The sequence below is a fragment of the Streptomyces sp. NPDC088246 genome (assembly GCF_044741025.1).
Classification (GTDB): Bacteria; Actinomycetota; Actinomycetes; order Streptomycetales; family Streptomycetaceae; genus Streptomyces.
The window spans coordinates 183,264-205,707 of sequence record NZ_JBIURV010000015.1; the positions used below are offsets into that span (position 1 = coordinate 183,264).

General features: G+C 69.4%; 26 protein-coding genes and 3 pseudogenes. 11 read left to right on the forward strand and 18 right to left on the reverse strand.

Translation table 11 applies throughout. From position 1 onward, the window contains the following. The first annotated feature begins 2 nt into the window (after positions 1-2). Both ACIPEK_RS22060 and ACIPEK_RS22065 read left to right on the forward strand, forming a co-directional pair. A complete protein-coding gene (locus ACIPEK_RS22060; protein ID WP_401998581.1) occupies positions 3-1,043 on the forward strand; it encodes an NAD(P)-dependent alcohol dehydrogenase in 1,041 nt (346 codons plus the stop codon). Between the two features lie 113 nt (positions 1,044-1,156). Then, entirely contained in the window at positions 1,157-1,492 is a 336-nt protein-coding gene (locus ACIPEK_RS22065) for a DUF6191 domain-containing protein (RefSeq protein WP_401998659.1), read from the forward strand. Positions 1,493-1,519: 27 nt separating this feature from the next. Here the strand turns inward: ACIPEK_RS22065 and ACIPEK_RS22070 are convergent, their stop codons facing one another. From ACIPEK_RS22070 to ACIPEK_RS22090, 5 genes are all read right to left on the reverse strand, one after another. After that, the gene (locus tag ACIPEK_RS22070) at positions 1,520-2,089 is read right to left on the reverse strand and encodes a hypothetical protein (protein ID WP_401998584.1); all 570 of its coding nucleotides are present in this window, start codon (positions 2,087-2,089) and stop codon (positions 1,520-1,522) included. Between the two features lie 173 nt (positions 2,090-2,262). Continuing rightward, positions 2,263-3,348, reverse strand: a complete 1,086-nt coding sequence (locus tag ACIPEK_RS22075; protein WP_401998587.1) for a bile acid:sodium symporter family protein — start codon at positions 3,346-3,348, stop codon at positions 2,263-2,265. A 39-nt stretch (positions 3,349-3,387) separates the two neighbouring features. Next, a complete protein-coding gene (locus ACIPEK_RS22080; protein ID WP_401998589.1) occupies positions 3,388-4,092 on the reverse strand; it encodes a phosphatase PAP2 family protein in 705 nt (234 codons plus the stop codon). Next, positions 4,089-4,691 (reverse strand): phosphatase PAP2 family protein, encoded by a 603-nt coding sequence (locus ACIPEK_RS22085; protein ID WP_401998592.1) that lies wholly within the window; start codon positions 4,689-4,691, stop codon positions 4,089-4,091. Before ACIPEK_RS22085 ends, ACIPEK_RS22080 begins: the two co-directional genes overlap by 4 nt. Further along, entirely contained in the window at positions 4,691-5,359 is a 669-nt protein-coding gene (locus ACIPEK_RS22090) for a DedA family protein (protein WP_401998595.1), read from the reverse strand. Before ACIPEK_RS22090 ends, ACIPEK_RS22085 begins: the two co-directional genes overlap by 1 nt. A gap of 255 nt (positions 5,360-5,614) precedes the next feature. Here ACIPEK_RS22090 and ACIPEK_RS22095 point away from each other — a divergent pair, with 255 nt between their 5' ends. The 3 genes and pseudogenes from ACIPEK_RS22095 to ACIPEK_RS22105 form a co-directional block, all read left to right on the forward strand. Beyond that, positions 5,615-5,947 (forward strand): BlaI/MecI/CopY family transcriptional regulator, encoded by a 333-nt coding sequence (locus tag ACIPEK_RS22095; protein WP_229845958.1) that lies wholly within the window; start codon positions 5,615-5,617, stop codon positions 5,945-5,947. After that, on the forward strand, positions 5,944-6,888 hold the full coding sequence (locus ACIPEK_RS22100) for a M56 family metallopeptidase (RefSeq protein WP_401998598.1): 945 nt from the start codon (positions 5,944-5,946) through the stop codon (positions 6,886-6,888). Before ACIPEK_RS22095 ends, ACIPEK_RS22100 begins: the two co-directional genes overlap by 4 nt. 24 nt (positions 6,889-6,912) lie before the next feature. Beyond that, positions 6,913-7,389, forward strand: a pseudogene (locus ACIPEK_RS22105) (ATP-binding cassette domain-containing protein); the annotation flags it as partial. Positions 7,390-7,456: 67 nt separating this feature from the next. On the opposite strand, the gene ACIPEK_RS22110 reads toward ACIPEK_RS22105, so the two are convergent. Continuing rightward, positions 7,457-7,984 (reverse strand): NUDIX domain-containing protein, encoded by a 528-nt coding sequence (locus tag ACIPEK_RS22110; RefSeq protein ID WP_401998601.1) that lies wholly within the window; start codon positions 7,982-7,984, stop codon positions 7,457-7,459. Positions 7,985-8,299: 315 nt separating this feature from the next. On the opposite strand from ACIPEK_RS22110, the gene ACIPEK_RS22115 reads away from it, so the two are divergent. Further along, on the forward strand, positions 8,300-11,728 hold the full coding sequence (locus tag ACIPEK_RS22115; protein ID WP_401998662.1) for a phosphodiester glycosidase family protein: 3,429 nt from the start codon (positions 8,300-8,302) through the stop codon (positions 11,726-11,728). Between the two features lie 107 nt (positions 11,729-11,835). Here the strand turns inward: ACIPEK_RS22115 and ACIPEK_RS22120 are convergent, their stop codons facing one another. The 3 genes from ACIPEK_RS22120 to dhaK are packed head-to-tail and all read right to left on the reverse strand — an operon-like array spanning position 11,836 to position 13,871. Beyond that, positions 11,836-12,246, reverse strand: coding sequence for a PTS-dependent dihydroxyacetone kinase phosphotransferase subunit DhaM (locus tag ACIPEK_RS22120; RefSeq protein WP_383076103.1), 411 nt, complete (start codon positions 12,244-12,246; stop codon positions 11,836-11,838). After that, the gene (dhaL, locus tag ACIPEK_RS22125; RefSeq protein ID WP_401998604.1) at positions 12,243-12,857 is read right to left on the reverse strand and encodes a dihydroxyacetone kinase subunit DhaL; all 615 of its coding nucleotides are present in this window, start codon (positions 12,855-12,857) and stop codon (positions 12,243-12,245) included. The genes ACIPEK_RS22120 and dhaL overlap by 4 nt, the downstream gene beginning before the upstream one ends. 21 nt (positions 12,858-12,878) lie before the next feature. Continuing rightward, positions 12,879-13,871 (reverse strand): dihydroxyacetone kinase subunit DhaK, encoded by a 993-nt coding sequence (gene dhaK / locus ACIPEK_RS22130; protein WP_401998607.1) that lies wholly within the window; start codon positions 13,869-13,871, stop codon positions 12,879-12,881. A 1,347-nt stretch (positions 13,872-15,218) separates the two neighbouring features. On the opposite strand from dhaK, the pseudogene ACIPEK_RS22135 reads away from it, so the two are divergent. From ACIPEK_RS22135 to ACIPEK_RS22145, 3 genes and pseudogenes are all read left to right on the forward strand, one after another. Then, positions 15,219-16,290, forward strand: a pseudogene (locus tag ACIPEK_RS22135) (IS30 family transposase); the annotation flags it as partial. Positions 16,291-16,536: 246 nt separating this feature from the next. After that, on the forward strand, positions 16,537-17,595 hold the full coding sequence (locus tag ACIPEK_RS22140) for an IS110 family transposase (RefSeq protein ID WP_401998610.1): 1,059 nt from the start codon (positions 16,537-16,539) through the stop codon (positions 17,593-17,595). A gap of 12 nt (positions 17,596-17,607) precedes the next feature. After that, positions 17,608-17,766, forward strand: a pseudogene (locus ACIPEK_RS22145) (IS30 family transposase); the annotation flags it as partial. On the opposite strand, the gene ACIPEK_RS22150 reads toward ACIPEK_RS22145, so the two are convergent. The 6 genes from ACIPEK_RS22150 to ACIPEK_RS22175 form a co-directional block, all read right to left on the reverse strand. Next, the gene (locus tag ACIPEK_RS22150; RefSeq protein ID WP_401998613.1) at positions 17,767-18,018 is read right to left on the reverse strand and encodes a hypothetical protein; all 252 of its coding nucleotides are present in this window, start codon (positions 18,016-18,018) and stop codon (positions 17,767-17,769) included. 92 nt (positions 18,019-18,110) lie between these two features. Then, positions 18,111-18,329, reverse strand: a complete 219-nt coding sequence (locus ACIPEK_RS22155; RefSeq protein WP_401998616.1) for a hypothetical protein — start codon at positions 18,327-18,329, stop codon at positions 18,111-18,113. A 53-nt stretch (positions 18,330-18,382) separates the two neighbouring features. Then, positions 18,383-18,655, reverse strand: a complete 273-nt coding sequence (locus ACIPEK_RS22160; RefSeq protein ID WP_327277497.1) for a hypothetical protein — start codon at positions 18,653-18,655, stop codon at positions 18,383-18,385. A 38-nt stretch (positions 18,656-18,693) separates the two neighbouring features. After that, positions 18,694-18,960: a hypothetical protein gene (locus ACIPEK_RS22165; protein WP_401998620.1), complete on the reverse strand. Its 267-nt coding sequence runs from the start codon at positions 18,958-18,960 to the stop codon at positions 18,694-18,696. A gap of 94 nt (positions 18,961-19,054) precedes the next feature. After that, positions 19,055-19,204, reverse strand: coding sequence for a hypothetical protein (locus tag ACIPEK_RS22170; RefSeq protein ID WP_401998623.1), 150 nt, complete (start codon positions 19,202-19,204; stop codon positions 19,055-19,057). Between the two features lie 40 nt (positions 19,205-19,244). After that, entirely contained in the window at positions 19,245-19,820 is a 576-nt protein-coding gene (locus tag ACIPEK_RS22175) for a DUF5994 family protein (protein WP_401998626.1), read from the reverse strand. Between the two features lie 389 nt (positions 19,821-20,209). On the opposite strand from ACIPEK_RS22175, the gene ACIPEK_RS22180 reads away from it, so the two are divergent. Then, the gene (locus tag ACIPEK_RS22180) at positions 20,210-20,344 is read left to right on the forward strand and encodes a hypothetical protein (protein WP_401998629.1); all 135 of its coding nucleotides are present in this window, start codon (positions 20,210-20,212) and stop codon (positions 20,342-20,344) included. An 85-nt stretch (positions 20,345-20,429) separates the two neighbouring features. Here the strand turns inward: ACIPEK_RS22180 and ACIPEK_RS22185 are convergent, their stop codons facing one another. Continuing rightward, positions 20,430-20,774: a transposase gene (locus ACIPEK_RS22185; RefSeq protein WP_401998632.1), complete on the reverse strand. Its 345-nt coding sequence runs from the start codon at positions 20,772-20,774 to the stop codon at positions 20,430-20,432. Positions 20,775-21,046: 272 nt separating this feature from the next. Between ACIPEK_RS22185 and ACIPEK_RS22190 the strand changes: the two genes are divergently transcribed. After that, a complete protein-coding gene (locus tag ACIPEK_RS22190) occupies positions 21,047-21,469 on the forward strand; it encodes a YjbQ family protein (RefSeq protein ID WP_401756039.1) in 423 nt (140 codons plus the stop codon). Positions 21,470-21,546: 77 nt separating this feature from the next. On the opposite strand, the gene ACIPEK_RS22195 is transcribed toward ACIPEK_RS22190, so the two are convergent. Together ACIPEK_RS22195 and ACIPEK_RS22200 are read right to left on the reverse strand one after the other, a co-directional pair. Further along, on the reverse strand, positions 21,547-21,675 hold the full coding sequence (locus ACIPEK_RS22195) for a hypothetical protein (RefSeq protein WP_327277502.1): 129 nt from the start codon (positions 21,673-21,675) through the stop codon (positions 21,547-21,549). Positions 21,676-21,762: 87 nt separating this feature from the next. Next, positions 21,763-21,957, reverse strand: coding sequence for a hypothetical protein (locus ACIPEK_RS22200; protein WP_401998665.1), 195 nt, complete (start codon positions 21,955-21,957; stop codon positions 21,763-21,765). Positions 21,958-22,444: the final 487 nt, after the last annotated feature.

Here is a 22,444-nt window from a genome sequence, read left to right on the forward strand (position 1 = left end):
CCATGAAGGCCGTTCAGTACCGCGCTGTCGGCTCAGCACCCGAAGTCGTCAGCGTGCCCGACCCGGAGCCCGGCCCCGGCCAGGTGCTGCTGAAGGTCACCGCCGCAGGTGTCTGTCACTCCGACATCGCCGTGATGAGCCGGCCCGCGGAGCAGATCCCCTTCCCGCTGCCGCTCACCCTCGGTCATGAGGGCGTCGGTACCGTCGCCGCGCTCGGCGACGGAGTGAGCGGCCTGTCGATCGGCGAGTCCGTCGCGGTCTACGGCCCCTGGGGCTGCGGTACGTGCATCAAGTGCGCCGAGGGCAAGGAGAACTACTGCCTGCGCGCCAAGGAACTCGGCATCACCCCGCCGGGACTCGGCTCGCCCGGCGCCATGGCCGAGTACATGATCGTCGACGAACCCCGCCACCTGGTGCCGCTCGGCGACCTCGATCCGGTCCAGGCAGTGCCGCTCACCGACGCGGGCCTCACCCCGTACCACGCGATAAAGCGGTCCCTGCCCAAGTTGGTGCCCGGAGCCACCGCCGTCGTCATAGGCACCGGCGGTCTCGGCCACGTCGCGATCCAGCTGCTGCGCGCCATGACGGCCGTCCGGGTCATCGCCTTGGACGTCTCGGAGGACAAGCTCGCCCTGGCCCGCGCTGTCGGGGCCCACGAGACCGTACTCTCCGACGAACACGCCGCGGCGAAGGTCCGTGAACTGACCGGCGGTGTCGGCGCACAGGTCGTCCTCGACTTCGTCGGAGCACCTCCCACCGTCGCCACGGCGGGGGCCGCGGCCGCCATCGACTCCGATGTCACGATCGTCGGCCTCGGCGGCGGTGCGCTGCCGGTCGGCTTCGGCTCACTGCCGTACAGCACGACGGTGACCTCCCCGTACTGGGGTTCGCGTTCCGAGCTTGCCGAGGTGCTCGACCTCGCCCGTGCCGGATCGGTCGAGGTCCACGTCGAGACCTACACGCTGGACGAGGCGCCACTGGCATACGAGCGGCTGCACCACGGCAAGATCAACGGCCGCGCGGTCATCCTCCCCAACGGCTGACCGGCCACAGCCCTGATCCCCGGGACCGTGCGGGCCGTCGCGCAGTGCGACGGCCCGCGCAGTCATACCCGCGACCGATGCGCACCGCACCGGACACCGATGAGAATGGGCTGATGGAATTCGTCGCGCTGATGACGCTGCCCGGACTGGTGATCGGGCTGACCGTCGTCGCCTTTCTCGATCAGCTGATGCTGCGCGCAGGGCGGGCCGGTCTGCTGCCATGGCGCAACGGCGCCCGCCGGGGCCAGGTGTCGGCGACCGGGTTCGAGCAGTTGCACGCGAGCTTCTCGCCCGGCAAACAGAGCGAACTCAAGGAGCGCCAAAGCGCCCTGCTGCTGCGCGACGACGAGGAGGACGGCGCGCCGCCCAACCGCTCCACCGTCGACCTCGACGGCGGCCTCGCCGTCATCCGCCTGCCCGGACAACAGACCCGGAGCGTGTCTCTTTGATGGCCGCACTCCACCTCGCCGCCATCCTCATCCGGGCCCGTCAGTGACCCACGGGACGGGAATCCAACCCTCGTCGGCGGTGTGTTCCTTCAGGAAGGCCCCTGCGTGGGCGGCAGCCTCTTCCTTCGTGGCGAGCGTGAGTGCGCCGTTGTCTTCGCTGCATGTTCCGTCAGCGCCCCGGCCCTTCCATCGCCAGCCATCCGACGATGTGTCCCGGAACAATTCGGCGGTACCACCGAACAGTTCGAGGCTGCTCGCCCCCATTTCCTTGGCTGCCGACTTGTCGACGGCGTCGGGCCACTTCTTGCGGGCGCCCTGTCGGGTGATCCCCCAAGCAGCGCCCATCCGCTCGTAGCTCGCACCATGGGCACCGGCGGTCTGCGCGGCAATCGCCGTCAACCGCTTGACCTCCTCGTCCACTACCTTCCAGGTGCTGAGGATGGACAGGGCCACGTCAGAGGGGTCTGCTGCCCACATGTGGTCCTCGGGAAGTCCGGTCGCTCGGGCGCGCATGGATGCGGCGAGCGGGTTGAGGGCCTCGAGGAGGGCCGTGTCGAGGGCCGTCAGTTCTGCGGTCGTGATCTCAGGCATCACCATGAGGGCAACTTTAGTTACCGAACCGCCAGTTGGTAACTAAAGTTGCCAATTGGCATATGCCGATATCGGCTGCTGGATTGAACCCTGCGGTCGGCTGACCGTGAGGCCGAGCCGCGGTGTCATTGGCTGCATGCCGCTGGCCCCGCAGTGCCAAGGAGACAGACCAAGTGCACCTAGGTCCTGCGGCGCAGCACCGAGTCCGCCAGCCCCGCCCCGCACTTCTGCAACAGGCTGTACGCGAGAACGGGCAGGAGCACCTGAGGGCTGCTCGGCAGATTCGTCGCCGCCAGTACCGCGCCTGCACTGCTGTTGTTCATTCCGCAGGTGAGCGTGATCGCGACCGTGTCCGCGCGGTTCGCCCGTACCGTGCGGGCCAGAAACCAGCCGATGACGAAGGACGCCGCGCACAGGGCCCCGGACACGACGACGGCCGCGACCAGCAGTGCGGGCCGTGGGTGGAGCAGAAAGCCGCCGAGCGCCCCACAGGCGTTGCTGTACGTGAGCAGTACCGCGTCGACGAGTCCGAGCAGCCGCAGCCATGGCAGATGCCGTTCGAGCGCAAGGCGGGGTGTCACCCGTTGGACGGCCAGACCGGCGACGCACGGCACGATCACGCTGATCACGGCGAACGCCCCGCCGTCCGTCGCCGCCATCCGGGACAGATCGTGGGCATAGTGGCCACGTGTAAAAGTTGAGGCCGCTGAGAGCATCAGCGGAATCGTCAGCGGACTCAGCAGGGTGGAGGCGAGCACGATCCCCACGACCAGGGAGTGATTGCCGCCCGCCCGACCACCCCAGACCGTGGCTCCGGCCGCGACCGGCATGGCCCCCACGAGCGCGAGGCCGGTGATCAGTCCGCTGCAGCCGTCGGCATCGGGCAGTCGGCCCAGTGCAACGGCCAGGCAGGGCAGCAGGGCCAGCGGAATGAGCGTATTGGCGGCCGTTCCCACCAGCAGCGGCAGTGGTCGGCGGACGAGCCGAGGCAGCCCCCCGGCAGGCACCCGTAACGCCGCGGTGAAGAGCAGATAGCCGAGCAGGAGCGACGGCAGGGTGAGCTGGGTACGGGCGGCGCCGCCGGGGACGGGCACCGCGGCGAGGTGAAGCTGCCGCAGGGCCAGTCCGCCCTGCGGCAGTAGCGTGGCCGCCGTGTACGCGGCCACCATCACCCAGGTCAGCCGTCGCTGGAGGAGCGAGAGCAGACGCGGCGCAACCGGTGGACGGATGGCACGGGTGGCACGTGCGGGAGAGATGAGCGGCATCGCACCGAACCTCGATGGGGTGGGGCCTGAACGGACCGGTCACTGCGGGAGCGGCAGTGCCTTCCGTATCAGCGCGGTCCCGAGCCCGATCCAGACCGTGGCGAACAGCCATCCTGCGAGTACATCCGTTGCCCAGTGAACGCCGAGCAGAGCCCGGCTCACACCGACGGCCGCGGCCCAGCAGACCACCAGGACAGCGACGACGGTGCGGAGGGGACGCGGCCCGGTCCCGCCGCGCGTCCGGAGGCCGAGGGCCGTGAGCAGCAGGCCGGCCATCAGCGCGGACGTCGTCGCGTGCCCGGAAGGGAAGGCGAAGCCCGAGGCGCGCGTGGCCCAGTCGGCCAGCGGTGGGCGGGGCCGGGCGATCAGCTCCATGAGGCCGTAGCGGACACCCTGCGCAAGCAGCAGGAAGGCCAGGGCGCCTGCCGCGTACCCCAGCCGTCGGCGGGTGTCACGGCCGGCGATCAGCCCGGCGATCACCGCTGTCCCGTACGGGAACACTCCGGTACCGGTGGCCGTGACGGCCCGAGCGGTCGTCACGAGGCCCGACGGCCGATGCCGCAGCGACCAGTCGTGGCCGGCCCGGTCCAGGGCGGGCGGGGAGCCGTGCCGGGTGGCCAGGACGAGAGCCGTCAGCGCGATGAGTCCGAGCAGCCCGACGAGAACGGCTCCCAGCGGTGCACGGAGCGGTAACGCGACGGGTACGGACCGGGCGCGCGCGACCGCCGAAGCGTCTTCGGTCATCGTGTCGCCACCAGGGGGCGCAGCGGGCTTTCGCGCAGCCGGACGACCGCCGGGGCACAGCGCCGCGCCGCGACCGCCAGCGGCCAGGCGACCAGCGTGCCGGTGACCAGCCCGATCAGCACATCGTGCGGGTAGTGCACACCGATCCACACCCGGGACGCCGCCATCAGCAGAGCGGCAGGCACCGCAAGCGCCCCGAGCCGGCGGTCGGTCAGCCAGATCGCCATCGCCGCGGCCGCCGCGATGGCGGCGTGGTTGCTGGGGAAGGACCAGTCACCGAGTGCGGGACATGCCTCCACCGTCACGACATGCAGGGTCTGGCACGGCCGTTGCTCATGGAAGGCCGACTTCACCAGATCGTTGACGATGTACGCGGCCACCACGACGAGCGGAGTGCAGAGCGCCATGGCGGTACGGGCGGGGTCTGCGGAGCGGGAGCGCCACCAGGACGCGAGCATCAGCAGGGCGAACAGCGCAAGTCCGTAGTCCGACCAGACACGGATGGTGGAATCCAGAGCGGCCGGGGAGCGCTGGGCCAGCTCGGTGATCCAGGTGTACAGGCCGCCGTCGAACGAGGCGGCGGTGGAGGCGAGAGGCATCAGCTGTTGTCTCCTTCGGCGGTGCGCCGGCCGCGGGAGCGGAGCAGTTCGGCGGCGAGCGGGATGAGGGAGACCACGACCACGACAGCGACGATCGGCAGCAGATAACGGTCGACGTTGGGCACCGAGGACCCCAGTGCGTATCCCGCGAGGACCAGTCCGACGGTCCAGACCGTCCCGCCGACGACCTGCCACAGTGTGAAGAGCCAGGCAGGGACGTTGAGCGCCCCGGCCAGCGGGTTGAGCACCGTACGTACGACGGGTACGAAGCGGGCCAGCACGATCGCCCGCGCATGGCCGTATCTGCCGAGCAGCTCCTCGGCGCGGGCGGCGCCCTCGTGCAGCCGTTTGGCGCGGCTGCGGGCGAGCAGGGCCCGGCCACCGCGGCGACCGATCCAGTAGCCTGCCTGCGCACCGAGCAGCGCGCCGGCCACGGAGGCGATCAGCACCTGCGGCAACGACAGCTGGACCGGGCCGTGGGTGCCCGACACGCAGAGCAGGCCCGCCGTGAACAGGAGGGAATCGCCGGGCAGGAAGAAGCCGACGAGCAGTCCTGTCTCGGCGAAGAGCACGACGGCGATGCCGAGCGCACCGAACGCTCCGAGCAGTGAACCTGCATCGAGCAGGTTCACCGCTTGCGGCGCGGCCGCCAGTGAGAATACGGACACGGTGGAAGGTCTCCCATAATGGTGAGCGGGCGGCCCTACGGAACGCCCGGACTGACTACAGTGATGTAGACGGTCTACATCACTGTAGACGCCCGAAGGCGGAGGGGAGTTCCCATGTCCCAAGTGAAGGGGATATCGAGCCGAGAACCCGACCCCGGCTCGTACGGCGAACCGCCCTCCGGGCCGGCAACAGAAGCCGGGCCGGAGCGCCCGTCACCGCACCACACCGCATCGGAGCGACGCCCCTCCGGCGAGCTGGAGTCCACGATCCTGGCGGCCCTGTGGGCGGCCGAAACCCCGCTCACTCCAGGCCAGGTGCAGGGGGCGATCGGGGCCGCTCTCGCCCGCACCACCGTCACGACGATCCTGTCGCGTCTCTACGAAAAGGGTACGGTCACGCGAACCCGCGCAGGCCGCGGATTCGCGTACACCCCCACCGAGGACGCGCCCGGGCTGACCGCCCGCCGGATGCACAGCGAACTGCAGAAGGAGGAGGACCGCAGCACGGTGCTGGCCCGATTCGTGTCACAGCTCACCGACGAGGACGAGCAGCTGCTCCGGGACCTGCTCGATGGAGAAGCCCGATGATCTATGCCGTGTGGGTTCCGCTGCTGATGCCCTTCGTCGCGGTACCCGCAGCCCGTCGCCTGGCAGACACCCTGTCGCCGGTGCGGGCCGTACGGCTGCTCGCCTCGACGGGCATCGGCCTCGCCCTGTGCAGCCTGCTCGCCCTGGCCCTGCTCGTGGTGCCAGGCGCGACCCGGTTCTCCGCCGTCTCCGCCTTCGGCGAACTCGTCAGGCCGCTCTCCGACGCAGCTCCCGCCGTCGCCGTGCCCCTCGCAGCTGCCGCACTGTCTCTGCTCGCGGGCTGCGCCGCCGCCGTCACCCGCACCGCCCGCCGCCACTGGGCGGAGCTGCACCGGTCCGCGCAGCCGTCCGAGTACACCGGCGGCGAACTGGCCGTCCTGCGAGACAGCCGCCCCGACGCGTATGCGCTGCCCGGACGTCCCGGCACTCCCGGCCGGATCGTCGTCACCACGGGGATGCTGCGCGCACTGGACCCCGCCGAACGCGACGCCTTGCTGGCGCACGAACGCGCCCATCTCGCGGGCCACCACCACCTCTTCATCGCCGCCGCCGAAATGGCGGCACTCTGCCACCCAGCGCTGCGCTCCCTGCGCGCGCCCATGGGCTACGCCCTGGAGCGCTGCGCCGACGAGGCTGCCGCCTCCGCCGTCGGCGACCGAAGGGTCGCCGCCCGGGCCATCGGCCGAGCAGCCCTCGCCGCACGCGCCGCCGAAGGCGCCGCGCAGCCTCGCCCACGAGTGGCGCTCGCCGCAGCGGCCGGGCCCGTACCGCGCCGCGTCGCCGCACTCCTCGGCCGGGGCGCCCCACGACCCCGCGTCGGCCGGGCGGCCGCCGCGGCGCTGCTGGCCTGCCTGGTCGTCTCCGGCGCCGCCGCGCTCGACGCGACGAGCGATCTGCACAGCAGCATCGAAGCGGCCCAGAGCGAGAACCCGCAGCACTGACCTCGCCCGGCGGACTGCCGACGGAAGTCCACCCTGTTGCGGGTCCTGGCCGGGGACCTCACCCCCGACGAGGGCACGGTGCGCCGCCGGGCCGGGATCGGCTACCTCCCGCAGGAACTTCCCGCCCGGCCGACGCGCCGCACACTGCTGGCGACCTTCGCCGCGGGGCGGTCCGGTCACCCCGACGAGTGCGCCGAGAGCCTCCTCGCGCTGGGTCTGTTCCGTCCCGAGGACCTGACCGTGCCGGTCGCCGCCCTCTCCGTCGGCCAGCAGCGACGGCTCGCGCTGGCCCGTCCGGTCACCCGACCGGCCGATCTGCTGGTGCTGGACGAGCCGACGAACCACATCGCGCTCGGCCTGGTCGAGGAGGTGGAGGCAGCGCTCGCGGAGTACCGGGGAGCCGTCGTTGTCGTCTCGCACGACCGCAGCTTCCGCAGCCGCTTCACCGGCGACCGGCTGGAGCTGCACGGCGGCCGCCCGGTCGGGAACGGCTCCGGGTGAGCCACGACGCGGTCGAACACCACCTGCACAGCCCGGAGATCAACCGCACAGACGACGAAACGCCCGCTCAGGACCCGTCCTGAGCGGGCGTCACCCGCCCGTACTCCACGTGTTCCCGCAGCCTTTCGAGGAAGATCCGCTGGCCCGTGACGAGCCGCTCCGCGGCCTCCTGGGGTGTGCACCAGGCGAACCGGTCGATCTCCGGGAACTCGCGCAGCACACCGGACCCCCTCGGCCACTCCATGATGAACGTCCCGGGAACGGCCGCCGCGGCATCGAGATCCGCCTCCATCGCCCACACCGTCACGGTCTTGCCGCCGGACTGACGGGCCTCACCGAGCGCCACCCACTCACCGTCCGGCGCCGGACGGCCGAACTCCTCCTCGAACTCGCGGCGGGCCGCGTCCGCGGGTTCCTCGGCAGGGCCGTACTCCCCCTTGGGGATCGACCACGCCGCGCTCTCGCGGCTTGCCCAGAACGGGCCGCCCATATGCCCGATGAGCACCTCGAAACCGGCACTGTCGTACGAGGCCCCGTCCGGTCGGCGGAACAGAAGGAGACCCGCACTGCGCGTGGCGCGTTTCTGGGATGGCATGCCGTCAAGTCTGCGTCCCGGTACTGTACGCCGCCACGGACGACACCCCTTTCCCGATGATCACCGCCGTCATCGAGTTGACCCGCCCTGTTTCCCCTGAGGTTCCCGATGCCCCCTGGTGCGCGGCTGTGCGCGCGGCCATGCTGTCCGCCGACAGCGCTTTCTGCCCGCGGGCCGAGCCGCGCAACCATCGGGATTCCAGGAGGATTTGTGGGCCTTGGCATAGTCGGCAAGACGACCGGACCGCGCGGGAGGGCGGCGCGAGGGTACGGGACGGTTGCGCGACCGCTCGTGCTGCTCGCGACGGTCTCCGCGATGACGGTCGGCGCGATCTCTCCCGCGCTCGCCGATTCGACCCCCGACCCCCGTCCCCGTACCTCCGCCGAAATCCTCAGACCGGTCGCCCCACCACCCGCGAGCAACCCGGCAGGGGAATCCAGATCGGTCGCGGACGGCGACGGTATCGAGACCGCTCGTACGTCGCGCCCGATCGCCCCGGGTGTCCGTATCGACTCGTACGACCGGCTCGAATCCGACAAGTGGCTGCGGGTCGACTCCCTCTCCGTCGACCTCACCGGCACCGGCGTACACGCCGACTACCTCTCCACCGGCAAGGTCTCCGACCGGCGCACGGTCTCCGAACTCGCCGCCGGCCACGTCGCGGGCCGTGGCCGCCGCACCGTCGCCGCGATCAACGCCGACTTCTTCGACATCAACCAGACCGGTGCGCCGGAAGGGATCGGCATCAGGGACGGGATCACCGTCCAGTCGCCCGCCCCGGGAATCAACCGGGCCGTCGGCATCGGCCCCGACAGCGCCGGCCGCATCCTGAACCTGTACTTCGAGGGGACGCTCACCCTGCCCGCCGGGCAGCAGCCGCTCGCCGCGTACAACGCCGCCAATGTGCCTGCCGGGGGAGTCGGCGCGTACACCTCCGCCTGGGGAACCGCCGACCGTGCCCTGACCGTGGACAACGCGACCCCGGTCACCGAAGCGGTCGTGCGGGACGGCAAGGTCGTCTCCGTTTCGGACACCACCGGACCGGGGGCCGTCCCCGACGACACCACCGTGCTGGTCGGCCGTGAAGCCGGGGCCGTCGCACTGGACGCCCTGAAGCCCGGCGACCCGGTGTCCCTGACCTACCGGGCACGCACCGACAGCGGACCTGTGCCGCGCACCGCGGTCGGCGGCCGTGAACTTCTCGTCGCCGACGGAGTCGCACAGAACCACGACGGCGAGGGCAACAACACCGCAGCGCCCCGCACCGCCGTCGGCTTCTCCAAGGACGGCCGGACCATGCAGATCCTCACCGTCGACGGGCGGCAGGCCGACAGCGGCGGCGTCACCCTCACCGAACTCGGTCTGATGATGCAGCGCGCCGGCTCGTACAGCGCACTCAATCTGGACGGCGGCGGATCGTCGACCCTCGTCGCGCGCGAGCCCGGCAGCGACGCGCTCCGGGTGGAGAACAGCCCGTCCGACGGCAGCGAACGCACCGTCCCCAACGGCCTCGCCCTCACCGCCCCCGACGGCAGCGGCCGGCTCAAGGGCTTCTGGGTCCAGCCCCGTACGCCCGCCGGTTCCGCACCGGGCGTAGACCCCGTGAAGGGCGGCCACCCCGACCGCGTCTTCCCCGGACTCACCCGACGCCTCACCGCGACCGGATACGACGAGACGTACGGCCCCGCCGACGGCGACCCGCGCTGGCGTACGGTGCGGGGCGCCGTCGGTACGGTGGACGGCAACGGGCTCTTCACCGCGCGACGCAGCGGCACCACCGACGTACGCGCCGAACACGGACCGGCGCGCGGCAGCACATCCCTGACCGTCCTCGACAAGCTCGCCCGGATCGAGCCGACCACCCAGCGGGTGGGCCTCGCCGACGCCGAGGCCACCGGCACGTTCGGCATCGTCGGACTCGATGCCCACGGCACCAGCGCCCCCATCGAACCGCGCGACATCACCCTCGACTACGACCACGCGCTCTTCGACATCCGCGCCGACGGCCAGGGCTCCTTCACCGTCACCTCACGCACCGGCACCGGCGCCGGACAGATCAAGGCAACCGTGGCCGGTACCACCACCGTCCTCGCCGTCAGCGTCGGCCTCACCGAGCAGGCAGTCTCCTCCTTCGACGACGCAGGATCCTGGAAGTTCAGCCAGGCCCGGGCGAGCGGTTCCCTCGCCGCCACGCCCGACGGCCGCACCGGCACCGGACTGAAGCTCACTTATGACTTCACCCAGTCCACCGCGACCCGCGCCGCCTACGCCGCCCCGCCCCAGCCGGTCCCCGTGCCCGGCCAGCCCCAGTCGTTCAAGCTGTGGATCAAGGGTGACGGCAAGGGCGCCTGGCCTACCCTGCATCTCAAGGACGCCGCAGGTTCCGACCAGCTGTTGCGCGGACCGTACGTCACCTGGACCGGCTGGCGGCAAGTCACCTTCGCCGTACCGCCGGGAGCTGCCATGCCGCTCTCCGTGTCCCGCTTCTACCTCGCGGAGACCGCGGCCGCCAAGCAGTACACGGGTGAGATCGTCATCGACGAGCTCACCGCGCAGGTGCCGCCAACCGTCGACCTTCCCGAACAGGTGGCTTCCGCCGATCCGTTGATCGACCCGGCAGCCGTGACCGAGCGCAGGGACTGGCGGTTCGCGGTGATGTCGGACGCCCAGTTCGTCGCCCGTGACCCGGACAGCGCAATCGTCACCCAGGCGCGGCGCACCCTGCGCGAGATCAAGGCAGCCGACCCGGACTTCCTCGTGATCAACGGCGACCTCGTCGACGAGGGATCGCCCGCCGACCTGGCCTTCGCCCACCGGATCCTCACCGAGGAACTCGGTGACTCGCTGCCCTGGTACTACGTACCGGGCAATCACGAAGTGATGGGCGGCAGGATCGACAATTTCGTCACCGAATTCGGGCCCGCCCAGCGGACGTTCGACCACAGGGGCACCCGCTTCGTCACGCTCGACACATCCAGCCTCAGCCTGCGCGGCGGAGGCTTCGCCCAGATCAAGCAGCTCCGCGCCCAGCTGGACGCGGCGGCGAAGGACCGGACCGTGGACTCGGTCATGCTGATCGAGCACGTGCCGCCGCGCGACCCGACCGTACAGAAGGGCAGCCAGCTCGGGGACCGCAAGGAGGCGGCCCTGGTCGAACAGTGGCTCGCCGACTTCCGCCGTACGACGGGCAAGGGCGCGGCCTTCATCGGCAGCCATGTCGGGGTCTTCCACGCCTCGCACGTCGACGGAGTGCCGTATCTGATCAACGGCAACTCCGGCAAGGCACCGGCCGGACCGGCGGGCGAGGGCGGCTTCACCGGCTGGTCGCTGGTCGGTGCCGACCACATCACGTCCGGTGAACAGGCCGCAGCGCGGCAGCGGCCGTGGCAGGGCGGGCCCGACTGGGTCTCCGTACAGACCCGAGTGCATGTCGACGCCCTGGCAATCGAAGCCCCCCCGGTCCTCGGCACCGGAAGCAGTACGAGAGTCACGGCGACCGTCACCCAGGGCACCCGCAGTGTCCCGGTCGGCTTCCCGCTGGCCGCGGACTGGACCGGGTCCCCGAACGTCCACATCGGCGACCGGGACGACGCCCGTCACCGCCACACGGCGGTCCTCGACCCGTCCACCGGCACCCTCACCGCGCTCCGACCGGGCACGATCACGCTCGCTGTGACGGTCAACGGAACGACACAGAAGGTGCAGATCAGGATCGGGGCAGCCGGGGCCGCGTCGGCGGCCTGACAGACCACGTGCCTGTCCGGCGATCACAGCCGGACAGGCACCGGGCCGCCCCGCACCACCCATGGACACAGGTGCGGGGCGGCCTCACGACCGCGGAACCCGTCTGCCTACACCTTGTGGTACCCGTGGGCCTCCGACGCCGCAGCCTCCACCGCTGCGATGTCGCCGCCCGCCGACGCGGTGACCACGGCAGCCACCGCGCCCTCCAGGAACGGCGCGTCCACCAGCCGTGAGCCGTCCGGCAGTTCGTCCTCCTCGGCCAGCATCGTCTTGACCGTGAGCACCGCGCTGCCCAGGTCGACCAGTATCGCCACCCCCGCTCCGCCGTCCACCGACCTGGCCGCCTCGGCGATCAGCTCGGCGCTGGTCCCGAGACCACCCGCGGGCGTGCCACCGGCGGCGGCCACCGGAGCCGTCGCACCACCTGCCGCGAGCCCCCTGGCCAGCTCGGCGACGGACTCGGCCACCGGGCCACTGTGCGAGACCAGCACGATCCCGACCTGCTTCCCGCCGCTCACGCGTCACCGCCACTCGCACCATCGGTCTCGGCCAGTGCGGCGATCAGCAGGGCGGAGGACGTCGCGCCCGGATCCTGATGTCCGATGCTGCGCTCACCCAGATAGCTCGCCCTGCCCTTGCGGGCCAGCATCGGTACCGTCGCCAGCGCCCCTGCCTCCGCCGCCTCCTGGGCGGCGCCGAACGAGGTACCGAGCGCCTCGGCGGCCGGCAGCAGCGCATCGAGCATCGTCTTGTCCCCGGCCTGGGCCCCGCCCATCTGGGCCACGGCCGTGACGCCCACTCCGAGCGCCTGCGCCAACTGCTGCCGTGCCACCCGGGGCGCGTCGCCCAGAGCCTTACCGGTACGTCGCAACAGCGTTCCGTACAACGGGCCCGAAGCCCCGCCGACCGTTGCGATCAGCTGTCGCCCGGCGAGCATCAGCACGGCCCCCGGAGTCGGCGGCGGCTCCTTGTCCAGGGCCACCCTCACCGCGGCGAATCCGCGCTGCAGATTGCTGCCATGATCGGCGTCACCGATCGCCGAGTCGAGCTCGGTGAGGTGGTTCGCCTCGCGGTCCACGGAAGCCGCGGCCGCGGTCATCCAGTGGTGGAAGAAGTCGGCGTCCAGCACATGATCTCCTTGTCGGGCGGGTCAACGGCCCCAGCGCAGCGCAGGCGTCTCCACCGGCGCGTCCCAGAGGCGCAGCAGCTCCTCGTCCACCTGGCAGAGCGTCACCGAGCAGCCCGCCATGTCGAGCGAGGTCACATAGTTCCCCACGAGCGTACGAGCCGCCACCACACCCCGCTCGGACAGCACTCGCTGCACCTCGGCATTGAACCCGTACAGCTCCAGCAGCGGCGTCGCACCCATCCCGTTGACCAGCACGATCACGGGTCCACGCGGCGACAGGTCCTCCAGGACCGCGTCCACCGCGAAGTCCGCGATCTCCCGCGACGTCATCATCGGACGCCGCTCCCGACCCGGCTCGCCATGAATGCCGATCCCCAGCTCCAGCTCGCCCGGGGGCAGATCGAATGTGGGGGACCCCTTGGCGGGCGTGGTGACGGCGCTGAGTGCCACCCCGAAACTCCGCGATGCCTCGTTCACCCGCCGGGCAATGGCCTCCACCCGCTCCAGCGGCGCACCTTCCTCGGCCGCTGCCCCAGCGATCTTCTCGACGAACAGGGTCGCGCCCGTGCCCCGCCGCCCCGCGGTGAACAGACTGTCGGTCACCGCCACGTCGTCATTGACGAGCACCTGGGTGACCTGCACGCCGTCGTCCTCGGCGAGCTCGGCGGCCATCTCGAAATTCAGCACGTCACCGGTGTAGTTCTTGACGACGAACAACACCCCCGCCCCACTGTCGACCGCGGCGGCGGCCCGCACCATCTGATCCGGCACCGGCGAGGTGAACACCTCTCCCGGGCAGGCCGCGGACAGCATCCCGGGCCCGACGAATCCCGCATGCAACGGCTCGTGCCCGGACCCGCCCCCGGAGACGAGCGCCACCTTCCCGGCCACGGGCGCGTCACGCCGTACGACGACACGATTCTCGACATCCACGTTCAGCTCGGGGTGAGCGGCGGCGATACCGCGCAGCGCGTCCGCGACAACGGTTTCGGGAACGTTGATGAGCATCCTCATAGGTATCTCCCAGGCAGGGTAGCAGGTGAGTTGTTGTCCTGCGTTTTCGCTGTTCAGAGTGGGTATGGGTACATCGTGATCTTGGCTGTCCCTGGCGGTCGTGAGCGGGTTCTGGCGGTACTGATGCTGACTTAATGCTGACTTTGGTGACGGGCCGTCAGCTTGGCTGGATGGTCGGGCGGGTCTCGGCTGACCTGCTCCTGTCGGCAGTATCGGCCTTGCGGCAGCGAAGGGCACGTGCGAGAACGTGATGGGCGCGACCAGGTCCGAATCAGGATGCGTTCGGTTGTGGCCGGACGTCGGTGCCTATGCATACACCGGCCTCGTCAGCACGTGGTGTATGGGGACATTCCAGCCACTTGCTTGCGGCGGGAGGGATTGCGAAGCGGCGTTCGCTGTGCGGACCGGCCGTGGTGCCATCCCGGCAGATTCTTCGTCTCCTGGTGGTACACGTTGACCAGCGAAAAAGCGTTCCTCGGTGGTCTTCGAGCCCGGCCTGGTCCGGGTATGGACCGGATCCTGGGCGAAATGAGATTCGGTGTCGGTTGCGAGCCAGCCCGGGTGGACGCCGCGCAGCGCGATCACCGCAGCGCCAAGACGTTCGGCGAGGGGTGGCCGGGGCGGATTCGGCGGTGAATACGGCTGTCGCCGTGGGCGACGCCTGTGCCGCCCTGATCGACGGGAGCTGAAGCGGTTGATGGGTGCATCGAGGTTGCGTGCCCGAGTCAGGGGTCGGCGTGAGTAATCCCAACGGCAACCAGGTCCGAACCGGTGGACTTCGTCATGAAGTTGTCTACCACGTCGCGCTGACCTGGAGCGATGCAGCTTCAGTCGCCTCTGACCAGTGCAGTTGAATCTTTCAGGGTCTTTCAGGGGCGTGCCGTCTTATGTAGTCGATCCTCCCCAGACGCTCCCCAGCAGCGCTGATCCTCCCCAGATTCTCCCCAGGGAGGGCCGCCGTGACGGACGGCGGGAGACGAAACTTGGCGCTGTCGCAGGCACGCTGAGTGACTGTAGCGGGCGCTCAGCTGGCATCCCAGGGGTGATCTCGGCTCCAAGACCTCCACCCTGTGCGTACCCGTCCCTCCGAAGGAACTGCGTCCGGCCACTGCTGCCCGCCCTGGGCCGTGACGGTCCCACCTGGCACAGGTTGTAGATGGCGTCTTGCGTGGTCCAGGTGGTCCACGCCGGGGCGATTCGCGCAGGTCAGGGTCCTCTGGTGCAGTCGCGTCTACCCCGTTGGTGAGAGGCACGTGAGAGGCACGTGAGAGCGCGAGGCAGGTGAGAAGCCCCCGTCGGCTGCTTCGGTTCTAGTGATCGTCGCAACTCCCCAGCTCATGGGGGGCGATGGATTTCGAGATCCGCAAGGTTCGCAAGGCTCAGGGGCCTGTGAAGCTCCAGGCCGAGCGGGAGGAATACTTCCGGCTCGTGCAGATGGGGCTGACCAACCGAGAGGCAAGCCGACGCGTCGGCGTCCATGAACGGACCGGCCGCGAATGGCGAAACGGCCGGACCGACCCGAAGCGGCGGCGGGCTCCTGCTCTTGCGGAGCAGGAGCCCGAGCCTTCGCCGACGCGGTACCTGCGGGAAGACGAGCGTCTCCACATGGCCGACCGGCTGCGGGAGAAGGCGTCCGTCCGCGCGATCGCCGCCGAGCTGGGCCGCAGCCCGTCCACGATCAGCCGTGAAATACGCCGCAACGGCATGCCTCTGCGCGGCGACCGCACCCGCATGGGCCTACCGTCCCCACGCCGCCCAGCGCCGGGCCGGTGCCCGCCGGCCCCGGCCCAAGCCCAGCAAGATCGGCCAGGACACCGAACTGCGGGACTTCATCCAGGCCCACCTGACCATGCAGTGGAGCCCGGAACAGATCTGTCACGCTCTTCGCAGACGGTTCCCCGACCGGCCGGAGATGCACGTGGTCCACGAGACGATCTATCAGGCCCTCTACGTCCAGGGCCGCGGGGAACTGCGCCGGGAGCTGGCCAGAGCTCTGCGCACGGGCCGGGCCCGGCGGAAGCCGCACCGCCGGGCCGCTGCCCGGCAGCCGCGCTTCTCCCACCCCATGGTCATGATCAGCGAGCGGCCCGCCGAAGCGGACGACCGGGCAGTGCCCGGTCACTGGGAAGGCGACCTGATCATCGGCAGGGACGGCGCCTCCGCCACCGGCACCCCGGTTGAGCGGGCCACCCGTTACGTCATGCTCGTCCATCTGCCCCAGGGCCGTGGCGCCGAAGACGTCAGCATGGCCTTGCAGACCACCGTCCAGGCCCTGCCGCGACACCTGACCAAGTCCCTGACCTGGGATCAAGGATCCGAGGTGGCTGCCCATCACGCCTTCACTGTCGCCACGGACATTCCGGTCTACTTCTGCGACCCAGCCAGCCCCTGGCAGCGCGGATCGAACGAGAACACCAATTGGTGCAGCCTTGGCGGGCCGGGCTTCTTCGACGGGAGAGGTTCGGCGGCACCGTCGGGTGACTCGGAGAACACGTGAGGAAAGGCTTTCCGTTGAGATGTCCACGGCGGTCCACAGGGCGAGAGCCCTGGCCAGGAGTGACTTGATAGAAGCCTGCTGAGCCGTCAACTCGCAATAGGTTTGTCCCCTGGCCAGGGCCCTCGCGTCTGTCCCGTCATCCGCGACAGCAGACAAGAGGTCAACTCGATGGTGACAGTGGGGATCGACCCGCACAAGCACGTCCACGTCGCAGTGGCCGTCGACACTGACGGCAGGCGGCTGACCAGGCCGTTGACCGTCAAGAACGACGCGAACCTGATCGGCGTCCTACTCAAATGGATCCGCACGATCGCCGACGACGCCCCCGTCGCCTGGGCCATTGAGGACGGCCGTGGCTTCGCCCGCCGTCTGGCCGACGGCCTGCTGCTGGCCGGCCACGAGGTGATCTGGGTCCCTACCCGTCTGATGGCCGCACACCGTAAACGGCACGCCGCCACCGGCTCGAAGTCCGACCCCGTCGACGCACTCGCGGTCGCCCACGCTGCGATCGCCACACCCGGCCTGGACCGTCACCGCATTGATGACCGCGTGCGCGAGCTGCGCGTTCTGGTCGACTCACGGGCCGACCTCGTCCGACGCCGCACCATGGTGATCAACCAGATCAAGGCATACACGCGCCTCTGGCTCGACCACACCCCGGGCGACCTCACCCGTCGGCCTGGCATGACCTCGCTGACAGCGCTGCTGGACACCACGGAAATGAGTGCCCACGTCCACCGGGTGCTGATCGAGATGATCACGGAGATGGACGAGCTGAACAAACGTGTCCGCGGACTCGAAACCACGATCCGGGAACTGGTCACCCCGCTGGCACCCGCGCTGCTGGAGATCACAGGGATCAGCCACGTCTCTGCGGCGGTCCTCCTCGCCGAGATCGGCGACATCACCCGCTTCACAAGCTCAGCAAAGCTCGCCCGCTATACCGGAACTGCACCGATCCCGGTCTACTCCTCGGACAAGGAACGCTACCGACTGCACCGAGGCGGCAACCGGCGGCTCAACAGCGTGCTCTACACGACGTCCATCGTCCAACAGCGATTCCACCCGGGCGCACGAGCACTCCTGGCCCGCCGCGAGCCAACCAAGGGAGCCCGCGGAGCCCGACGCATCCTCAAACGCCATCTGATCGACGTCATCCACCGAGCCATGACCAAAGACCGAGCTTCCTGGCAGCACCACATCACTCAACATCAGTTCGCCGCTTGACATAGAAGCGTCAACGCCCTGCCACGACAGTACTTCCCCAAGGGAACCGACCTGTCCGTCCACGAGCCCGAGCAGTTGGCCGCCGTTGCTGCCGAACTCAACAGCCGCCCACGCAAAACGCTCGACTGGGAAACCCCAGCCGAGCGCCTGCATAAACTGCTCGCGGCCTGATCAACCAACCACGTGTTGCAACAACCCCTGGAATCCGCCTGCTCCGGCGGGGTTTTGCGCGCGGCGGGCTACTGGGCGTCGACCGTCACGGACCGACTCGGAGAGCGGGGAACAGGGCGCCCTGCCTTCGATGGTGAGGAACGCGGTGCCCTCTTGGAAGGCTGCATTGGCGCCGGCGCTGAAGCCGTTGACGCTGATGAATAGCCCCGGAGTGGTCTTCCCCTTGATGCGCACCTTGTCGTTGAACAGCATGAGCGGCCCTGCCTCGACTGCGCCACTTCGGCCAAGAGGCTGGCAGACGTTCCTGGCGCCTGTAGAGCTCAAGACCGACATGTCAGGCCCCTTCAAAAAGCTGTTGGAATGGTGTTATGCGACGGCGTGCCGCATTCCGCGTGGACGCTGTTGTACTCCGGCTCTCCGCTTTCGAGCACGCGGAGCATCGACGCGGTGACGACGCGTGTCCCACGGCCGATGCGCAGCACGCGGCACGGCAACTCCCTGCGACGAATCAGGTCGTAGCCCTTCGCCCGCGAGAACCCGAAGACCCTGGAAGTGTCCTCCACGCCTCCACGCTGCTCGTTCCATCCCAGGTGGCGCGGATGCTCGAGAGGCTGGTTCAGCCGCGATTTTCTTCCTCGGTCTCCATGAGCCGGATTCCCTGGTGGGTCATTGAGACCATTGCGGGTGTGTTGCCGGGCTCCCAGTCGACGGTGATCAGGCCCTCGCCGGCGAGGTAGGTGCAGGCGGCGGCCAAGTCCTGTTCCGGGATGTGGAGGTCGTGTCCGAGTTTCGCCCCGGTGATGCCGAGGAGGCGGTTGCCTTCGGTGGCTTCGTACAGGTCGTTGAGGATCTGCTGGCGGTAGGTCTTCCGCTCGCGAAGTGTGGCCATGGCCGCGTCCTTTCGTGCGTGGTGTGTGCCCCGGTCCGTCAGGTCTCATCGGCGTGGGCGCCGGTGCCGGTGGGGGGCCTGCTGGTGGCCAGCCGGGAGCGGGCGGGGCCGACGGCGGCTTCGGTGTCGACGGTGAGGTGGAGCCGGGTGGCGCCGGCGGGGGTGGGGTAGCTGCGCTGTTCGGTGGCGTCGAAGCAGTGGCGCAGTATTTCGGCGACCGCGCGGGCGGCCTGGGGCGAGGCGGCGACGATACGGACTTCTGCGTGTCCGGCTGCCCGCGGTGTCTGTGTCTCGTGAGGGTCCAAGGCAGGTGTCCTTTCGTCGGGGGCGGGCGACACGTCGGTGGGTGGGACGCCTGTGGCGTCCCACCCACTGCCCCCGGTCAGAGGAGGGTCTGGGTCATCGGCAGGGGTCTCCGTGTGCCCGCGGGTGGTGCTTGCGGCTGCGTCGGCGGACGCCGGGCAGGGCGTCGCTGAAGTGATAGGCGGCGATGCGCGCGTCGTGCTGTCTGTTGAGGAGGTGCATCTGGTGCATTCCGATGGCGGTCATGACGATCACCGCCGCGATGAGATGAGGGGCGCCATGCTTCTCACCGCCACGTGTTCCCGGGTGCGGGGAGGGCCCGTTGCCCGATCGGGTGCCCGAAGGGCGCCATGCATGCTCCGCCTTCGGTTTCCCAGGTGTCCTCGCGGCTTCGGGCGTCCCGTATGCCGCTGCTGATATCGGCTTCGTTGGCCATCAGCATGTCGGCGGTGAGAACGCTTCCGGGGATCGCGGCAGCGGCCATGAGACGGGCCGTGGCGGCGGGCTCGGTCTCGGGCGGGATCACGAGCAGGTCCCAGCGGCCGAGGGTGAGGGAAAGCAGGATCAGTTTGTCGGGGTGCTGTTCGGTGAACCAGCCCACATGGACGGTGTGCCCGGAGACGGGCACCTTGTGCGGGATGACGGGCCAGTGGGTGGGGTTCACGGTGACGCGTGTGATGCGTCCCCAGACCTCGTCGAGTGCGGCCACCAGCGGTGGAAGCTCCACGTCCAGGTCGCGGGAACGGGGCCACCAGGCCCCGTCCAGCTGGCCGACGAGGGTGCTCTTCGGGGTGAGGGACAAGCGTGCCGGGAACTCTGATGCGGGGGCGCGGGGCGCGGTCCGGTCAAGGAGGGTGGCCATGGTGTGGACCTGCCCCCGGGCTGTCCGTCGGCAGCCCGGTTTTTCGTGATCGCCGGAAATGACACCCGCGTGGGAGCCGGTGTGCGAAGTACTTCCGGTCTTTTAACTGTACGCCTGTTCGACGGACTCTGGCCGCTGCGACCAGGTGTTTTCCAGTGCAGGGTGGGAGACTTCCAGTCCCAGAATCAGCAGACGGCGCACCAAGGCTGTGCGGCCGTCTCGCCCACGGTGCCCTTCCTGGTCAGAACCAGCCGCCGTCGGCCTGGATGGTCCGGCCAGTGATGAACGAGGCATCGTCCGACACCAGGAACCCTCTCTGTCAGCCTTGGGTGAGACGTTCCGCTTCGGCGGGTTAGCCTGAGAGGGCGCGACAGGAGAACCACCCCCTCATGACCAGCACCAAGCCCGCCGGGTCCGACCCGGCTCCCCGGCCGAAGCGCCGCACTTTCAGCCCGGAGTACAAGCTGCGGATCGTGGCCGAGTACGACGCCGCGCCCAAGAACGAGAAGGGCGCGATCCAGTAGCTGGACCGGTTCACGTCCAGGACTTGGCAGAGCCGCTTCACCTCGTAGGTGTTCCGGTGGTCGTCAACGAACTGGAAGCGGCTCCTCACCAGTTCGTCTCTCCGGCGAAATACTTGGCCGCCTTGCGGAGGATGTCCCGCTCGGTGGCGAGCTTGCGCTCACTCGCCTCGAGCTCGGCCACCCGGGCCTCCAACTGCCGCACCCGCTCGTCCGGATCAGCGGATGGCACCGCCTTCCGAGGCCGGGCGCCCGGCTTCGCAATCGCCGCGGTGATGCCACGGCGTTCGCGGTCCCGCAGCACCCACTCACGCAGAGTCGCCCGGTTGACGCCCAGGTCAGCAGCGATGCTCTTGTAGATCGCCCCGGGTGTGGACTCGTACAGGGCCACGGCATCGGCCTTGAACTCGTCCGAGTAGTCCTTCATCGCCATCGGTGGTCTTCTCGCTTCCTCCGGATCAAGCAGATCCAGTATCAGCGTGTCCACCACTCAGGGGGAGGCCCCCGAGGCGCTGGACGGCAAGGGATGCGTGTGGGGCCGGGAGAGCGAGGAAGCCGCAGTCCAGGGCTGGCTTGCGGTATTCGGATGAGACGGTGCGATGGGCCTGTCCAGGTACGGGAGCACGTGCCCCTACCGGCGGAGTCCCGGAGGAACAACCCATCCGGCCCTTAGTGCTTTTGTTCTGTGATGGGTACCGGTGAATCATGACCGGCACCTTCACCACCCGCACCATCAACATTGCAACCGGCGCCACTGAGACCATGCACGACCTGACGAACGCATGCTCCGCGTTCCTCCGGGAGGTCGCTCATGGGCGAAACGGACTGCTGAACGTTTTCACCCCCCACGCGACATCCGGCCTGGCCATCATCGAGACCGGCGCGGGCAGTGACGATGACCTGTTGGCAGCCCTCCGCGAAATTCTTCCCGCGGACGACCGTTGGCGAGCCCGCCACGGTCGTCCAGGCCACGGCAGTGACCACGTGCTCCCGGCACTGGTACCACCACACGCCACGCTGCCCGTAGTCAATGGTGAGCTGGAACTGGGGGCCTCGCAGTCCGTTGTACTGGTGAACTCCAGCCGGGAAAGCCCCGAACGCCAAGTCCGGCTGTCCTTCCTCGGCTGACCACACCACCCACGCGGTCCTGCGGCAGGCGGCGAGGGCGAATCCGGCCAGCAATGCGGCCGTGTCGCGGAGGCCGATCAGGTAGGGGGCTGCGGCGCGGTCATCTTGCGGAGCAGCAGCACCCTTGTTCCGGCCGGGTCGTGCAAATGCTGCGCTGCACCACGAACCACCATCCCAGCCACCACCACGACGATCAGCAGCACCATGCAGCAGCCGCAGGTGACCTCTGACAAGTGATCTTGACCGATTGCCAGGCGACTTTGACCGCCCGGTTCAGGCCGCTTCGTCCGTTCCTACTCGCCGTCGCTGGTGGTCCGGTTCAGACTCCGGCGCCGGTTCTTCTCGGAGCGACGCACCAGCTCGCTCGCGGCGAGCGTCACGGTCGCCACGCCGCGGACCCAGCGGGGCCCGCCGCGCTCCGCCCACACCACACACGCACACCCGCCGACGGCGAGCACCAAGACGCCGAGCAGCACCAGGCCGACCATGTTCCCCACCTCTGCGTTCATTCGTACGGTCCCGCTGATCATCTCAGGCCGGGAAGGGGCCCACCGGGATGTCCGACCAAAACGACACCTGGCTCACAGAGGACCATCGGTCAAGATCAGGTGGCAGGGAACTGCTGGTCGTCAAAATCTCCTGGCAAACGGCCAAGATCACTTGTCAGAGGACAGCAGGCCCTGGCCGACGGCTGCTCTCACAGCTATCGCACCTCACAGAGCAGCATGCCTACCTGAGGAAATGGGTTGCGATACTCACAGATTTCAAAGCGCGCGGGGCGGCCGGCGCACACCTACGATTCCTGTCTCACTGGACGCGGCCGCGCATCTGACCTGCCGCGCTGGCGCGCGAGGCGATCTCAGCCGCGACGGTCAGGGGGACGGGAGCGTGCTTCTCAGGAGTGGGGTGTCATTCCTTGCGGGTCGTTCTGCGGGGTGTACGTCTTCATTGCCTTGTCTGTCATGAGTGCTGAGA

Coding starts and splice junctions, on each gene's coding strand:
- dhaK (WP_401998607.1), bottom strand. CDS start 13,871: ATGAGGATGCTCATCAACGTTCCCGAAACCGTTGTCGCGGACGCGCTG.
- ACIPEK_RS22185 (WP_401998632.1), bottom strand. CDS start 20,774: ATGGCGATGAAGGACTACTCGGACGAGTTCAAGGCCGATGCCGTGGCC.
- ACIPEK_RS22065 (WP_401998659.1), top strand. CDS start 1,157: ATGGAATTCGTCGCGCTGATGACGCTGCCCGGACTGGTGATCGGGCTG.
- ACIPEK_RS22160 (WP_327277497.1), bottom strand. CDS start 18,655: ATGGCCACACTTCGCGAGCGGAAGACCTACCGCCAGCAGATCCTCAAC.
- ACIPEK_RS22070 (WP_401998584.1), bottom strand. CDS start 2,089: ATGGTGATGCCTGAGATCACGACCGCAGAACTGACGGCCCTCGACACG.
- ACIPEK_RS22150 (WP_401998613.1), bottom strand. CDS start 18,018: ATGCTGTTCAACGACAAGGTGCGCATCAAGGGGAAGACCACTCCGGGG.
- ACIPEK_RS22175 (WP_401998626.1), bottom strand. CDS start 19,820: ATGGCCACCCTCCTTGACCGGACCGCGCCCCGCGCCCCCGCATCAGAG.
- ACIPEK_RS22195 (WP_327277502.1), bottom strand. CDS start 21,675: ATGGTGCTGCTGATCGTCGTGGTGGTGGCTGGGATGGTGGTTCGTGGT.
- ACIPEK_RS22190 (WP_401756039.1), top strand. CDS start 21,047: ATGACCGGCACCTTCACCACCCGCACCATCAACATTGCAACCGGCGCC.
- ACIPEK_RS22140 (WP_401998610.1), top strand. CDS start 16,537: ATGGTGACAGTGGGGATCGACCCGCACAAGCACGTCCACGTCGCAGTG.
- ACIPEK_RS22110 (WP_401998601.1), bottom strand. CDS start 7,984: ATGCCATCCCAGAAACGCGCCACGCGCAGTGCGGGTCTCCTTCTGTTC.
- ACIPEK_RS22085 (WP_401998592.1), bottom strand. CDS start 4,691: ATGCCTCTCGCCTCCACCGCCGCCTCGTTCGACGGCGGCCTGTACACC.
- ACIPEK_RS22170 (WP_401998623.1), bottom strand. CDS start 19,204: ATGACCGCCATCGGAATGCACCAGATGCACCTCCTCAACAGACAGCAC.
- ACIPEK_RS22080 (WP_401998589.1), bottom strand. CDS start 4,092: ATGACCGAAGACGCTTCGGCGGTCGCGCGCGCCCGGTCCGTACCCGTC.
- ACIPEK_RS22180 (WP_401998629.1), top strand. CDS start 20,210: ATGACCAGCACCAAGCCCGCCGGGTCCGACCCGGCTCCCCGGCCGAAG.
- ACIPEK_RS22075 (WP_401998587.1), bottom strand. CDS start 3,348: ATGCCGCTCATCTCTCCCGCACGTGCCACCCGTGCCATCCGTCCACCG.
- ACIPEK_RS22115 (WP_401998662.1), top strand. CDS start 8,300: ATGACGGTCGGCGCGATCTCTCCCGCGCTCGCCGATTCGACCCCCGAC.
- ACIPEK_RS22200 (WP_401998665.1), bottom strand. CDS start 21,957: ATGGTCGGCCTGGTGCTGCTCGGCGTCTTGGTGCTCGCCGTCGGCGGG.
- ACIPEK_RS22100 (WP_401998598.1), top strand. CDS start 5,944: ATGATCTATGCCGTGTGGGTTCCGCTGCTGATGCCCTTCGTCGCGGTA.
- ACIPEK_RS22060 (WP_401998581.1), top strand. CDS start 3: ATGAAGGCCGTTCAGTACCGCGCTGTCGGCTCAGCACCCGAAGTCGTC.